14 protein-coding genes are annotated in these 14,974 nt (G+C 33.3%); 3 read left to right on the top strand and 11 right to left on the bottom strand.

Going from position 1 to position 14,974, the window contains the following annotated elements; translation table 11 throughout:
• Positions 1–129: 129 nt before the first annotated feature.
• Both KHA98_RS11160 and KHA98_RS11155 read right to left on the bottom strand, forming a co-directional pair.
• Positions 130–507 (bottom strand): hypothetical protein, encoded by a 378-nt coding sequence (locus KHA98_RS11160; RefSeq protein ID WP_213258009.1) that lies wholly within the window; start codon positions 505–507, stop codon positions 130–132.
• A 253-nt stretch (positions 508–760) separates the two neighbouring features.
• Positions 761–1,171, bottom strand: a complete 411-nt coding sequence (locus KHA98_RS11155; RefSeq protein ID WP_213258008.1) for a GNAT family N-acetyltransferase — start codon at positions 1,169–1,171, stop codon at positions 761–763.
• Positions 1,172–1,348: 177 nt separating this feature from the next.
• On the opposite strand from KHA98_RS11155, the gene KHA98_RS11150 reads away from it, so the two are divergent.
• The gene (locus tag KHA98_RS11150; protein ID WP_213258007.1) at positions 1,349–1,912 is read left to right on the top strand and encodes a porin family protein; all 564 of its coding nucleotides are present in this window, start codon (positions 1,349–1,351) and stop codon (positions 1,910–1,912) included.
• A gap of 52 nt (positions 1,913–1,964) precedes the next feature.
• On the opposite strand, the gene KHA98_RS11145 is transcribed toward KHA98_RS11150, so the two are convergent.
• The 5 genes from KHA98_RS11145 to KHA98_RS11125 all read right to left on the bottom strand — a co-directional run bounded on the left by KHA98_RS11145 (position 1,965) and on the right by KHA98_RS11125 (position 8,214).
• Positions 1,965–2,582, bottom strand: coding sequence for a tetratricopeptide repeat protein (locus KHA98_RS11145; protein ID WP_213258006.1), 618 nt, complete (start codon positions 2,580–2,582; stop codon positions 1,965–1,967).
• A gap of 191 nt (positions 2,583–2,773) precedes the next feature.
• Positions 2,774–4,039, bottom strand: a complete 1,266-nt coding sequence (locus tag KHA98_RS11140) for an alpha/beta hydrolase-fold protein (RefSeq protein WP_213258005.1) — start codon at positions 4,037–4,039, stop codon at positions 2,774–2,776.
• A gap of 85 nt (positions 4,040–4,124) precedes the next feature.
• Positions 4,125–5,996 carry a M1 family metallopeptidase gene (locus KHA98_RS11135; RefSeq protein ID WP_213258004.1) on the bottom strand — a complete coding sequence of 624 codons (1,872 nt, stop codon included), beginning with the start codon at positions 5,994–5,996 and terminating at the stop codon, positions 4,125–4,127.
• 250 nt (positions 5,997–6,246) lie between these two features.
• On the bottom strand, positions 6,247–7,827 hold the full coding sequence (locus KHA98_RS11130) for an NADP-dependent glyceraldehyde-3-phosphate dehydrogenase (protein WP_213258003.1): 1,581 nt from the start codon (positions 7,825–7,827) through the stop codon (positions 6,247–6,249).
• A gap of 75 nt (positions 7,828–7,902) precedes the next feature.
• The gene (locus tag KHA98_RS11125) at positions 7,903–8,214 is read right to left on the bottom strand and encodes a rhodanese-like domain-containing protein (protein WP_213258002.1); all 312 of its coding nucleotides are present in this window, start codon (positions 8,212–8,214) and stop codon (positions 7,903–7,905) included.
• Between the two features lie 361 nt (positions 8,215–8,575).
• Here KHA98_RS11125 and KHA98_RS11120 point away from each other — a divergent pair, with 361 nt between their 5' ends.
• Positions 8,576–9,199, top strand: coding sequence for a Crp/Fnr family transcriptional regulator (locus KHA98_RS11120; protein WP_213258001.1), 624 nt, complete (start codon positions 8,576–8,578; stop codon positions 9,197–9,199).
• A gap of 575 nt (positions 9,200–9,774) precedes the next feature.
• Positions 9,775–10,560 (top strand): sulfite exporter TauE/SafE family protein, encoded by a 786-nt coding sequence (locus KHA98_RS11115; RefSeq protein ID WP_213258000.1) that lies wholly within the window; start codon positions 9,775–9,777, stop codon positions 10,558–10,560.
• 392 nt (positions 10,561–10,952) lie between these two features.
• Here KHA98_RS11115 and KHA98_RS11110 read toward each other — a convergent pair whose 3' ends face one another.
• The 4 genes from KHA98_RS11110 to KHA98_RS11095 form a co-directional block, all read right to left on the bottom strand.
• A complete protein-coding gene (locus KHA98_RS11110; protein WP_213257999.1) occupies positions 10,953–11,372 on the bottom strand; it encodes a helix-turn-helix domain-containing protein in 420 nt (139 codons plus the stop codon).
• A 275-nt stretch (positions 11,373–11,647) separates the two neighbouring features.
• Complete coding sequence (locus tag KHA98_RS11105; RefSeq protein WP_213257998.1) at positions 11,648–12,097, bottom strand: hypothetical protein; 450 nt, start codon at positions 12,095–12,097, stop codon at positions 11,648–11,650.
• A gap of 285 nt (positions 12,098–12,382) precedes the next feature.
• Entirely contained in the window at positions 12,383–13,459 is a 1,077-nt protein-coding gene (gene cydB / locus KHA98_RS11100; RefSeq protein WP_213257997.1) for a cytochrome d ubiquinol oxidase subunit II, read from the bottom strand.
• A 2-nt stretch (positions 13,460–13,461) separates the two neighbouring features.
• Positions 13,462–14,808, bottom strand: coding sequence for a cytochrome ubiquinol oxidase subunit I (locus KHA98_RS11095; protein ID WP_213257996.1), 1,347 nt, complete (start codon positions 14,806–14,808; stop codon positions 13,462–13,464).
• Positions 14,809–14,974 lie beyond the last annotated feature (166 nt).

The raw sequence follows: 14,974 nt of genomic DNA, 5'->3' as shown, positions 1-14,974 counted from the left end.
CTTTAGATGAAAAAATGCATCAGACACCAAATAGTTATAACTTAACTTTCATATAAGAAGAAGTAGAAAAAATATACATCAACAAGATATGCAGGATTACAACCAAGGTAACCGATGTATACTAATAAATCAAATTCTTAATACTCTCTGAGTAATGTAGATAGGATTTGAATGCCAAAAGAAAGGCGTAGAAATTTTTAAACGATTGGAATCATTTGCAGCAGATTGATCTGAAAGTGCCAGATACAATGCATCCACCAAACTGAACGAAGCAGCAAAAAACTTACTTGTAAGCAAATTAGCATCATCATTCCCAAGAAGGTCTTCTTCAAGATCGATATCAGCATTATCCTCCATTACTGAAGTTCCGCGATCCTGACGTGTGAACTTAACTCTGTGTTTATGTTCAAGATTATGATGTTTAGAAAAAGTATTAGCACTAAGATATTGCCCTCCGCCTAGCAGAAGGAAATTCATGAATACTAAAAATACTATTAACTTTCTCATTTGGGTGCGAAAGTAATAAAAGATTGCAAGAAAAAAAATAAAATAAGAAAGTCTTAACATGTAGCGTTAAACGAAAACGTTTTCAAATTTTTTTCGCTTTTTATTTCGCAAATATGGGGGTGATTTTATGCTTAAACAGTAACTAATTAATGAATGGAAAATGATTTTTGAATCAAAATAAAAAGACAAAACAAAGAAACTACAGAATTCGTAAATATCTGATGCTGTTATTTTTATTTCTAAATTTTCCGTTTCATTTTTCAAGTAAAATTTCCATTATAGTAAATTCCTGACCTTCTTTACTGAAACTTTTATGCGTGTCAATCATGCCGAATTTTTCATAAAATGATTTTTTATTCGATCGTGCATTACACCAGATTTTGCTTATATTTTTATCTTTTGCAAAATTAAAAATATACTTAAGAAGTTCTGAAGCGATACCTTTTCCCTGATATTCTTCTAACGTTGCCAGTTTTCTAAACTGCATTTCATCATCGTTAAAAAAACAGGAAACTATAGAAACTAATTTATCTTCATCAAAAACACCAAAATGAAATCCTAAATCATCCTCTTTTAATTGTACAAATTCAAAGGGTTGATCCGGCCACATTACTTCATGTCTAATCTGCCACGTTTGCGAAGGTTTAATTGCAATGATTTTCATTTTTACTGATAATATTGAGTTTCATCAAATTTACGGCATTTTGCAATTATAATCTCTCTTGACAATCAAAACATCAGATATCTCATTATCAAAAACATAACAAAAAATAAATCAGAAAAATCATTCTATTGTAATTAATAATAATTATTTTTATGGATCAAAAAAATAAATCCAGTTATGAAAAAATTCATTTTAGCAGTGTTATTATGTATTAGTGTAAATGGTTTTGCACAATTAATACAAGTTGGCCCACAATTTTCTACTAATATTACCTCGGTTATTACTGATGATTTTAGCTCTAAAAGTTCTGGCACAGGTGTTGGTTTTGCAGGGTTTGTAAGAGTAAATCTGGCTCTTTTTTATGCTCAGGGTGAATTTGGATATACAGAATCTAAATTTAGCGTATCGCAAACAGGAATTGGAGAAACTGATTATGACTTAAGTGGAACAGATGCTACATTAATTGCAGGGATTAAAATTATTCCGTTAGGAAAACTTGGAAATGTGAGAGTTTTTCTGGGATATAACTGGAAAAATTATTCTAGTATAGATGCAAGTAACAGTCTTAACTATATTGCATTGGAGAGAAACAACAGCAGTTTTCTAGGTGGTGCCGGAGTTGATTTATGGAGATTTACAATAGATTACCGATACCTTGCCGGTGTTACAGATCTAGATCCTTCAGGAAGAAGCATTAAAACCGGAATCTCAAATTTCTCTGTTGGTTTTAAATTCCTGTAAAATTGAATTACAGCATATAAAAAAAAGGGAATCAAAATTTGATTCCCTTTTTTTATTTTACTTTAACAAAGTATCGCTCTATATTATCACTTTTAATGATTTCAACACCGGTTTCCGTTTTTTTAGCAATATTTATAACACGTAGCACATCTCCGTTTTCACCCAACAAACAGTTCCAAATTGTTCCGTCTGAAAGAATAATATCCGAAAACAATGCATCTGAAGCGTCTTTGTTATAATACTTTAAATCCTCAGAACTAGTCATTTTTTTTGCTTTTGTTTTTTTATTCACTTCATAAAACAAAATTTTATATGCTGTTATTTCTACTATTTCTTCTGTCTCTGACTGACTAACGGCTGTAGTTGCTGCTTGCGACCAAACTGGATTATCGCCTGTCATTCTCCAGGTACCAAGAACCTGATCCATCATATTTTTTCTTAAAATAGTTTTTATTGCATCTACTTGTTTTGTAGACTCTTTACCTAAATCATTTTCAGGTTTAATTCTTGATGCAACAGAAAATAAATCTAAAGCTTTTTTTAAATCATCTTTTTTATAACAAGACACTGCCAACTCGTATCTACTTTGTTGAAATGCAGTCTTCGGGTCTTTTTGAGCGAAAGTCTTAAATGATAGTAGAATTATTAAGACAATAAAGTAGTTTTTCATTAATAATTTAATTGTTTTATTTTTTTTGCAAACGTAACGCATTAAATCGAAACTTTTTTACGGTTTTCCACATTTGTATTATTTTGACCTTAAAACATAAAAAACCTGCTATTTTAATACCAAAAAGACCTGATCTTTGACTTATTAATAAATTATGATATTATTTGTAATCATTTAATTACACGAAATAATTAGTTTTTTAAAAGTCTATCCAACTTTTCTCGCGTTTCTGTGAAGTTTTTATCCAACACAAGCGCTTTTTGATAATTTAAGATAGCATTTTTCTTGTCCTCATTTGCCTGATAAAAATCTCCAAGGGAATCATATACATTTGGACTTTGTGGATAATTTGCGACATTTAGTTTAAATAAATAACCCGCAAACTCCATATCTTTTTTTCCAAGCGATTGATATGCATAAGCGTTTACAGTACTTTCAGGTATACTTACAGTATAGCCCATATGTTTTGAAACGTCTTCAAAATGTTTTTCGATCTTAGAAAAAACTGTTTTATTAAAATTAACCCGATCAGATATCGAAAGTTTAAGCTGATTGAATTTAAATAGAAACCGTATTGCATCATAAGTTGCAATTAATGGCACTGATCCGTGATTATCTTCATTATAATATTGGTATTGATAATTGAGGTTGCTTTTTTTATTCTTATTCAAAAAATCATTCAGTTCCAGAATTGACCTGATATGTTTGGTAAAAGCGGTTGTGTCTCTCCTAACTTTTACAATATTCATATTATCATCCATAGTATTGGCAGCGGCCATAAATAAGGAAACGTTTGTCAAATTCTTAGTCGAAAGTTTCTTGGTTGTTTCTGCTAAAAATTTTTGATGATCCCACCACATACTAGGATCTATTGCCACATATGAATTGAATAAATTAGTATGATTGGTTAGAATATTTATGGCTGTTAATCCTCCAAAAGAATGTCCTATCAAAGTTTTGTATGGTGCTGTTGGATAAGTAGCATCAATGTACGGAATCAATTCTTTCTCCAGAAACTCAGCAAATTTTTCTCCTCCTCCAGACGCATCACTCAAAGATTTGTTTACAAATGGCTGATCAATATCTGAATGTGTTGGAGTTAAATCTCTGTTACGGTTTGTATTTGTAATACCAATAACAATCATTTCAGGGCAATTGGTGTTTCCGTTTATTTCGCTTAATTGTTCAATTATCCCCACAACAGAACTAAAATGGGCATCCCCGTCGAGTAAATAAACTACTGGATATTTTTGTTTTGCAAAACCTTTATTTTGTGCACTTCTTGGAAGATGTACCCAGATCTTTCTTTCTTCATTTAAAACTTTAGAAGAAATACTGTCAATAGTACCTATTTCGATTTTGGTTTTATTCTGAGCAAATCCTAAATTGGTTAATAGCAGAAAAAAACTAAATAGTAATAACAATTTTCTGTAAACATTCTGGTCATAATTAATCATAATGCGTTTGTTTTTAAAGTCCTATTAAATATAATAAAAAACCGCCTTCCAGTACTGAAAGACGGTTTTCCTGTAATTTTATTTTTTACTTAACTGACCAACTGTTATTTGCTGGCGTGGCATCCATAAAAAGACCTCCGTCAAGATTTACTTGTTTAATTTCTTTTTTTCCTTTTAAAATAATGGTAGCTGTTTTTTGATTTGCCTGCCAAACTCCAGGTGTCTGATGAACTGTTTCGGTTGTATTATCTGCATAAACAACATTTACATCAAACGGAATAGCGAAACCTCCTTTATTTTCTACAGAAATTACATTCTTAGAAACATTTTTTACCGAAATATCAATGTAATTATTAGTAAAGAACCAGTTATTAAAGAACCAGTTCAGATTTTTTCCAGAACCTGTATTCATCGAATTAAAGTAATCCCACGGAATTGGATGTTTTCCATTCCAGTTGTCCATATAATGATGCAATGCTTTTTTGAACAAATCGTCTCCAAGCATATCTTTTAAAGCCAAATAAGAAAGTGATGCTTTCCCGTAGGAGTTGTTTCCGTAACCTGCATCAGAAACCTGACTTGACATTGAAATAATCGGTTGATCTTCCTCTGTTGATGGATCATTTATATAATTTTCTACTCTAAAAGCTTTATAGAATTTATCAGCTTCTTCTTTTCCATGTTCAGCAATTCCAATTAAATATTCAAAAGTAGTTGCCCAGCCTTCATCCATAAAAGCATAACGCGTTTCATTGATTCCCATATAAAAAGGGAAATAAGTATGTGCTACTTCATGATCCTGAACCAATTGTGCAAATTTAGGATCGCCTAACTGAGAATCGTTACACATCATTGGGTATTCCATATCGGCAAAACCCTGAAAAGCGGTCATTTTAGAAAACGGATACGGAACTCCCGGCCAGCTATTAGAGAAAAAGTTCAGCGCATTCTGATTATTTTTTACCGAAGCCACAAAGTCAGTTCCTTTTATATCATAAGCCGCCTGAACACTTGCACGACGATTTGTTTTTTTATCTACCAATACACTACTTGCATCCCATAAATAATGATCGCTTAATCCGAAACAAACATCTGTAATATTTTTTGCTTCAAATTTCCAGACATTCCATTCGTTTTGTTTGGTTACTACGCCACTTTTCATTTCCTGTTCGTTGGCAATATGCATAACCTCATCGGTTAAATACGATTTTTTTAATCTTGCAGAAAATTCAGGTTGCAAAACCTCATCTGGATTTAATAAATCTCCCGTTGCATAAACCACATAATTTTTTGGTGCTTTTACAGAATAGGTGTAATCATTAAAATCGTTATAAAATTCAGCACGATCTGTATGTGGCAATCTGTCCCAAAAATTATAATCATCAAAAACCGAAACTCGCGGATAACTGTAGGCTACAAAAAAAGTAGTCTCGTCGATTTGTCCTTCTCTTCCGCTTTCTTTAGACAAAGGATAATTCCAGTCGATATTTATTGTAATTTTAGAATGAGGCAGAATTGCTTTATTTAGTTTAACATTTCCTACCGTTCCCCATTTTCTGGCATCTTCTTTATATACTTCGCCTTCCACTTTTAAAGATGTAATCGTAAGTCCGGCGCTTAAAAAATCATCGTTTACAGCCCCGCTTCTTGGCGACGATGGTTTATGAAGATTATTTACAAATCGAATAGGCAGATTATGCAAAGTATCATTACTGTTATTTTCATACACAATAGTTTCAGTTCCGCTTACTATTTTAGTCTTGGCATCAACCGTAATTTCCATAGTATATTTACCATGATTTTGCCAATAGTTTTTTCCAGGTTTCCCGTCCATTGAACGAGTACCTTTTGCGTAAGCCTCTTTTATATTTCTGGGCATATAGAGCTCTTGCGAAAAACCCTGCTGAGCCAGAAACAAAAATGAAATGAATAAGAAGTAAAATGGTGTTTTTTTCATAAGTCAATTTGAATTTTGATCGTTTTAATTGATTTATATATGACATGTTTTCTTAAATAATGTTACAAATTAGTAAAAATTAAATCTTTATTCTAAACAACACGTCAAAACTTATTCTCGATAACCATTGGAATATTACCAAAAAAAAACTTAGCCCCTCAGCGCCTTAGTACCTTAGAACCTCAAAAAAAAACCGTCCATTTCTAAGAAGAAAAAGACGGTATCTACAATTAATATATAACCTTTATAACTACAAAATATAATCGGTATTAATGAAATTTGATTCTTTGCTGTTTAGCAATTCCTGCAGAATTTCATTATTGTAAGCGATATCTTTTGAGGCTACGAACGTACGAATTGAAAAAGAACGCAATGCATCCGGGATACTTAAAGTTCCTACAGCAGAATCTTTACGACCTGTAAACGGGAATGCATCCGGACCACGCTGGCAAGAACTGTTGAGGTTTACGCGACATACCAGATTTACCAAAGCATCGATAAGCGGTGCCAAAGTTTTGATGTCTTTCCCGAACAAACTTACTTGTTGACCATAATTAGATTCAGCCATATCTTCTAATGGTTCCTGAATATCTTTAAAAGAAATAATTGGAACTACAGGACCAAACTGCTCTTCGTGATACACGCGCATTTTGCTGTTTACCGGATATAAAACTGCCGGAAAAATATAATTATCAGAATGCTTTCCTCCTTTTTCATTCAGGATTTTAGCCCCTTTACTTGTTGCATCATCAATTAATCCCTGAATATAATGTGGTTTATCGGTCTCTGGAAGCGGAGTTAAAGCCACTCCTTTTTCCCATGGATTTCCGAAAGGCAAAGAATCTACTTTTTCAGAAAATCTTCTGTTAAATTCATCTGCTATAGATTCATGAACATATAATACTTTTAATGCTGTACAACGTTGTCCGTTAAAAGATAATGTACCTGTAATACATTCCTGAATTGCCAAATCTAAATCGGCATCGGGTAGAATAATCGCAGGATTTTTAGCTTCTAAACCAAGAATCAAACGCAATCTGTTTTTGTTAGGATGCTGATCTTGTAAAGCAATTGCCGATTTACTGTTTCCGATTAATGCCAAAACATCAATTTTTCCTGACTTCATAATAGGCGAAGCTACTTCGCGTCCTCTACCGTAAACAATATTGATAACGCCTTTTGGAAAACTGCTTCTAAAGGCTTCCAACAATGGCGAAATACATAAAACTCCATGTTTAGCCGGTTTAAAAATCACGGTATTTCCCATAATCAAAGCCGGAATCAGTAATGAAAAAGTTTCGTTTAAAGGATAATTATATGGCCCAAGGCACAATACAACACCAAGAGGTCCACGACGAATCATCGCGTTTACACCTTGTACTTTTTCAAAGTGCGAACTACGTCCGTTTAATTCCTTATAACTGGCAATAGTATCGTAAATATATTCAACTGTACGGTCAAATTCTTTTTGTGAGTCGCCCAGAGATTTTCCAATTTCCCACATTAAATATTTAACCACTTCCTCACGGGTCTCTTTCATTTGTTTCACGAAATTCTCCATGCACTTAATGCGGTCTGCCACTTTCATAGTTGGCCATAAACCCTGCCCTTTATTATAAGCAGCATTGGCAGCTTCAACAACTTCTGCCGCTTCTTTTTCTGCCATAAAAGGAATAGATCCCAATAAAGTTGGCGTATATTTTTCTGTAGAAGAAATAGTTGAAAACACAGGTGTGGTTTGTCCTGTCCAATGTTTTAATTCTCCATTTACAAGATAAGTATCTTGATTTATCAGGTTTTTAATCTGATATTCTTCGGGTATTAAACTCATAATCTGGTAATTTATGTTTGGTTATTAATAGCATTATAATGAAAAAAGAGGCTTTTTGTGCCTCTTTCTTCTATTTTATGGTTGTATGGTATCGCCTTCCCAGTCTAGTATACCTCCAAGTAAATTGTAGGCATTATTTATACCTAACTCATTCATAACCTGGCAAGCTTTTGCACTTCTGGCTCCAGAGCGACAATACACATAGTAGTTTTTATTTTTATCTAATTCTTCAATTTCATAAATAAAACCCTGACCTTTATTGATATCAATGTTTATAGCATTTTCAATATAGCCATCATTAAATTCGTCTTCAGTTCTTACGTCTAGAATAACTGCATTCTCGTCAGCAGCTAATTGATTAACCCAATCCTCTTGTGATAAATTCATAATAAATGTGTTTTTGTAAAATTACGACGTTTCTACCTATGAAAAACGTACCAAATGCGATTTCGATTATTATTCTCAGAAAACGTTTTAGAGAAATTATTATAATCAGTGAATTACAAATTTACTCACTATTTTTAAAAATTCACTCTACAAAATCGATAGAAAATAGGATTTTTTCATTTGCCTTAAATCCATCTTAAATATACTTTCCTGACAATTTATACCATTTCAAACTATTATCTTTACAAATTATTATAATTTTTAATTCGATTTTGATAAAAATATTCGCCACGAATTTCACGAATTCTCACGAATGAATTAGTGCAAATTTGCGCAATTCGTGGCAAAAAAAAGCAACATAATGCAACTAAAAGATATCTTTCCTAATTTCTCCAGCGACCTTATTGCTACAATTGAGGAAAACGGAAGCTTACAAAATTTTGAAGCCGGAACGATTTTAATGCGTACCGGACAATACATTAAAAACACCGTTTTAATTACCAAAGGAAAAATCAAGATTTACCGTGAAGGCGAAGATGGCGGCGAATTTTTAATGTATTATTTACAACCCGGACAAGCCTGCGCTATCTCGATGATTTGCACCGCAAAAAGTGAGAAAAGCCAAATTATGGCAAAAGTAGTTGAAGATGTTACCGTTATGATGATTCCACTACAATTGATGGACAAATGGATGATGGAACACAGATCGTGGTACGAATTTGTAATTGAAACCTACCGAAGCCGTTTTGAAGAAGTTCTCGAAGTGGTTGATAATATCGCTTTTCGTTCTATGGATGAGCGTTTGGAGTTTTACCTAAAAAGACATTCAGATGCCTGTGGCTGTTCTGAAGTTAATCTTTCGCATCAGGAAATCGCAACCGAATTAAACACATCGCGAGAAGTCGTTTCCCGTTTACTTAAAAAAATGGAACAAAGAGGTTTGGTTAAACTTAACCGAAACCAGATTGAATTATTAAACGTTTAATAGGCCACGGATTTTACGGGTTAAACGGGTTTACGCTGGTTTTTTTAATTCATTATCGTTTGTCACATTAAGTGAAGTCGAAATACTTTGCAGGGCTTCGACTTCGCTCAGCCTGACATTGGCAACTTTATACAACAAGAGATAAAAATTACTAAAAGTTTAATCGGCCACGGATTTTAAGGATTAAACAGGTTTTCGCTGTTTTTTTTTTAATTCATTATTGTTTGTCACATTGAGCGAAGTCGAAATGCTTTGCGGGCTTCGACTTCGCTCAGCCTGACATTCACAACTTACAAAATAAGAGATAAAAAATCCGTATAAACCCGTTCCATCCGTAGAATCCGTCTGCAATCAATTTCAACACATAGATACATAGTTATTCTGGTTCAATAAAAGGCGTTTCACTTTCATCAATGCACATAGACATAGCTATGTGTGGAAACTAGTTTCTTCCATAATCTTTATCTTGGCAAAAAATCTATGTTTCTATGTGTTTAAATTTTCTTTCTACTTCTGTGATAAATGTTACTGTAAATTTCTAATTAACGAAGCAACTTTGCATCAAAATAAATGCAATGGAATATATAGGCTATTTTGCTTCAATCATAATCGGGATTTCACTTGGGCTCATTGGCGGTGGCGGTTCTATACTTACTATTCCTATATTAGTGTATTTATTCAAAGTAAATCCGGAGCAGGCAACTTCTTACTCTTTATTTATTGTCGGACTAACGGCACTTTCCGGAAGTTACAGCCATTACAAAATGGGAAATCTAAAACTAAAATCGGCATTGTATTTTGCGATTCCGTCTGTGATTTCGATTCTGATTATCCGCGAAGTTATATTTCCACAAATTGCTTCTACCCTATTTTCTGTTGCATCCTATACCGTTTCAAAAGATTTCCTGATCATGATCGTATTTTCGATTTTGATGATAACAGCTGCAATATCTATGATCAGAAAAAACCAACCCGAAGTAAAAAGTACCGAAACCAATTATATTCAATTAGGATTTATAGGATTTATTGTGGGGATTATAACGGGATTTCTGGGCGCTGGCGGTGGATTTTTAATTATTCCCGCGCTTCTGTTTTTCGCCAAATTACCAATGAAACAAGCCGTTGGAACTTCCTTACTAATTATAACCATAAACTCATCAATAGGTTTTGCAGGCGATTTGTATATAGGAACTCCAATTGATTATCCGTTTTTACTAAGCGTTTCCGGAATGGCACTTTTAGGAATGATAGTAGGAAGCCAGTTTTCTAAAAAAATCGACGGCGCAAAACTAAAACCGCTTTTCGGTTGGTTTGTTCTCGTAATGGGATTTTATATAATTGCGAAAGAGGTTTTATTTTAGGTCAGTTTTTTTCACGCTGATTTTGCAGATTTAGGCAGATTTAAGCCGATTTTTCTAATTTTTTTTTTGATTTTAGTTTCACACTTGTAGAATCTTTTTCAAAACCAAGACTTAAAATGACTTTGATAAAAGCTTCAGTTTAAAGTTGATTTTCGCATTTTTGTCATTTCGACGAAGGAGAAATCACACTAGAAACTCCGCAATCAAAATCACCAATCTTTGTCGAATCCCGAATGTGATTTCTCCTTCGTCGAAATGACAATGATTGTGTTATTTTTTGTGTAAAACTAAACTTTCTTGCAATTTTGGTTTAAGTTTTGGAAAAGTATAGAAACTAAAAAATCCGTTTATTTTTGGGAATAAACGGATTTGTATTTTATATTTCTCTGGTTTTATTTTTTCAATAATTTTTCCAGATATTCTACCTTTTCTTTTTCTGCCTGAACTAAATCTTTTTCAGCCTGAACCAAACGTTCGTAAAGTTCGACCATTTTATCCAAAGGATTAAAAGTAAAAATAGGTCCAGATGCTCCCTGACCATTACTATGACTAACACTATTGTCGTAAAAGTTATTAAAGAAATTGAAAACAGATTCTTCCGAAAAATTTTCAATTGCTTCTACAGTAACGCCAAGTGCTTTTGCAATATCTAAAAGTCTTTCGTGATCCACTTTTTCACTCGCTTCAATATTTGAAACAGTCTGTTGACTAATGCCAATTTCAAACGCCAATGCTTCCTGCTTAATTCCTTTAAGCTCTCTAATTCGGCTTATGTTTCTTCCTATATGTTTTGGTTTTGCTATCGTGCTCATTATTCAAAGATATTTAAAATTCTTTAAAAATTTCTGTTTTGGTAAAATACAAGTCCATCTTGTTATAATACAATTTTCAGAAGATTTGCATTCAAAACAAAAATACAATTTTTCGCACAATTAATACTCTAAAACTAAAATCTGCTATATATTGACTAAACAAGTTTATTTCTTTGGGCGTTTCCTTCGGCCGGGCTATCCGCTAAATTCCCAATTAACAAAAACTACGGCTAAAAAGCCTTGTTTTTCTAAATCGGGAGATACCGCTTCTATCCCTAACGCAAAATAGAATCAAAAGACCTTTTCGTTATTATAGATTTCAATTTTAATATTGTATTTACAACATTAATAAATCCAATTGAAGCCTTTCCCGTTTCCATTTGAAAATCAAATGCCTTACCATAAACATCAATTATTCTAAAAACAGACAATTCTGGGTTATTTACCTTCCCTTTAAAATCACCATAAATAAGATTATCAATATCTTCAAATGATACCGAAATTATTTCTTTTTTATCTCTTTTTTCAATTATTTGACGAGTTGTAATAAGTGTTTTTGCATTTGAACTATTAACTTGAAAAATAGGAAGCTCATTTTCTTCAAGTTCAAATTCAATTGATATGTTCCCAACATGAACAGAAGAATAAAGCCATTCTTCAGGATTCATTACTTTTCTGTAAATAGCTGCACAAACAATATTTTTAATTGATTTATCTGTTTTCATATTGGGATTTATGAATTGCCTCCAGCTTTAGCTGGAGATTAACAAATCTATACAAAAAAAGGCTTTAGCCAAAATTATAAAGTTTGGCTAAAGCCCAATCCACATTAAACAAAAAACCTCCAGTTAAAACTGGAGGCAATTGATTTTAAATAAATATTCTAAATTTAATTCGTGAAAATTAGTGCAATTCGTGGCAAAAACCCAATTTCATAATTCAAATCAAAATTTCAATTCGTGAATTGCTTCGCCTGTTCGCTATCGCTCAAGTCGTGGCTAACAAAAAAATCAATGTTCCCCATACCCAATATCATCCATTTTACCGCTAAAAACGCGATATTGAATAATAAAATAAATAATCACAAGAAACAAAGCGATAAAAAACCAGCTCAAACCTGCATTTAATCCGTATTCGTGCGCAGCAGTATTATAAATTGTCAATGACGGATTTACTTTATTGGTTGATGGCAAAACATTTGGAAAAATCGAAACCGCTGTCGAGGCAAATCCGCCAACTAAAAACAAGGTCGAAAATATAAATCCGTGACCGTCTCTTTTAAAAGATCGTACTTTAAATAATCCCGCAATTCCAACAAAAGTCATCAACGGAAAAAACCAAAGAATAGGGTTTTCGATAAAATTATGAAACGGTTTCGGTTCTATAAAATGCCAGATTTGCAACGAAATACAAACCAAAAGCGCTAAAACGATATTCAGTTTAAAAACCACATTTTTAAGCTTCGGATTCAAAGAAGAATTGGTTTTATAAATAATCCAGTTTGCACCGTGAATTGTTAAGGCAACAACACTCACAATCCCTAAGAAAAGTGTAAACCAATCGATAATTCCCAACTCATCTGCCTGCGGACTAAAAGTTGGATTCCATAAAGGCAAAAAGAAAAAATGCGCTTCCTGAGTCGAAACTCCGTTTTGCACCATTCCGAGATTTACACCACGAACAATATTTCCTAAAGCAATTCCGAAAAATAAAGCCAGAAGCAAACTTGCAATTCCAAAGGCTTTATCCCAAATAGTTTCCCACATTTCGTTATGAATTTGTCCGCGCATTTCCAGACCAATCGCACGGAAAATCAAAAGCCATAAAATCATAATCAAAGGCAAATAAAATCCGCTGAAAGACGAAGCATATAAAGTTGGAAATGCAAAAAACAGAACTCCTCCGGCTGCGATTAACCAAACTTCATTGGCATCCCAAAACGGCCCAATTGAATTTGTGATTACTTTTTTATCTCTTTCAGTATCGGCAAAAAATAAATGAATAATTCCTGCACCAAAATCATAACCGTCTAAAACCAGATAAACGGCCAGAATTCCCATTAAAACGATGTACCAAAAAAATTCCATACTTATATTTTTTCTGTTGAAAGTTCCACATGCTGCGGTCCTTTATTGATAATTTTTCCAATTAAAAGCAAAAACAACATTCCGAGTAAAAGGTACAAACCAATAAAACCAAGCAATGTAAACAAGGTATTTCCTGAAGAAACCGTAGGCGAAGCGCCCGAAGCGGTTCGTAATAAATTATAAACCAACCAAGGTTGTCTTCCTAATTCTGCCGTATACCAGCCTGTTGTATTAGCAATGTACGGAAATGGCATCATAAACATTAATGACCATAAAATCCATTTGGTTTCAAATAATTTCCCTCTTACTAATTGAAAAAGAGAAAGCATCATTAAACCTATAAAAACTGTCCCTAATCCTACCATAATATGATAAGCGTAATACAAACCGGAGATATTAGTTGGATGCAAATCTTCTTCAAACTGGTCTAAACCTTTTATTTCCTGATCCCAGTTTCCGTAAGTCAGGAAACTCAGAATATTAGGAACCGCGATTTTATTGTCCAGCTTTTTGTCTTTTACATCGGGCTGACCAATTAAAACAATTTCAGAACCTTTTTTCTCGGTATGAAAAATTCCTTCCATTCCGGCAAAAGTTACGGGTTGGTATTTCACTACATTTTTAGCCAGTAAATCTCCCGTAGGAACTGCAACGATTATACTCGAAATCAATCCGAAAATCACTCCGGTTTTCAGGAACAATTTTCCGAAAGAAACATTCTTTTTGCTTAAAATATAAAAAGCGCCAATTCCGGCAACAACAAAAGAACTCGTTACCATAGAAGCGGCCTGATTATGTAAATATGAAGGCCAAAGCCAAGGATTTAAGAATAATGCCTGAAAATTATTCAGTACAAATCTACCATTTTCGAGAATTTCATAACCTACAGGATTCTGCATCCAGGAATGTGTGGCAATGATTAAAAATCCGCTGGCCCAGGAACCAATACAAATTAAAAGTCCGGTTACAAAATGCCATTTGTGGCCGAGGAGTTTTTCTCCAAACAAAAATATTCCAAGAAATGAAGATTCGAGAAAGAAAGAAAACATTCCTTCCATAGCCAAAGTCTGACCGATAATTCCTCCGGTTAATTCGGAGAATTTCGCCCAGTTGGTTCCAAACTGAAATTCCATTGGGATTCCGGTTACAACGCCCATTGCAAAATTGAGGGCAAAGATTTTCATCCAAAAATGGGTGGCGTGATTGTATTGTTCTTCTTTAGTTTTTAAGTATTTCCATTTGAAGTAAACAATGATCAGCGAAAGACCCATTGTAAGTTGCGGAAAAAGATAATGAAAAGTAATAGTGAAGGCAAATTGCATTCGGTCGTAAAAGAGCATTTCTTCCATAAGTGGTATTTTGGTAATTATGAAGTTCCACAAATTTACCCATTAAAACCCGAACTCATGCCCTTAACGAAAAGTTTATATCCCAATATTTACTAAACTTTTCAACAATTTAAAGGGTATTGATTACACTTATAATTTTATACTTTGCGTACAGTTTGAAACTTTC

This window comes from Flavobacterium branchiicola, assembly GCF_018383905.1.
Lineage (GTDB): Bacteria > Bacteroidota > Bacteroidia > Flavobacteriales > Flavobacteriaceae > Flavobacterium > Flavobacterium branchiicola.
This window is presented reverse-complemented; position numbering and strand designations above follow the sequence as displayed.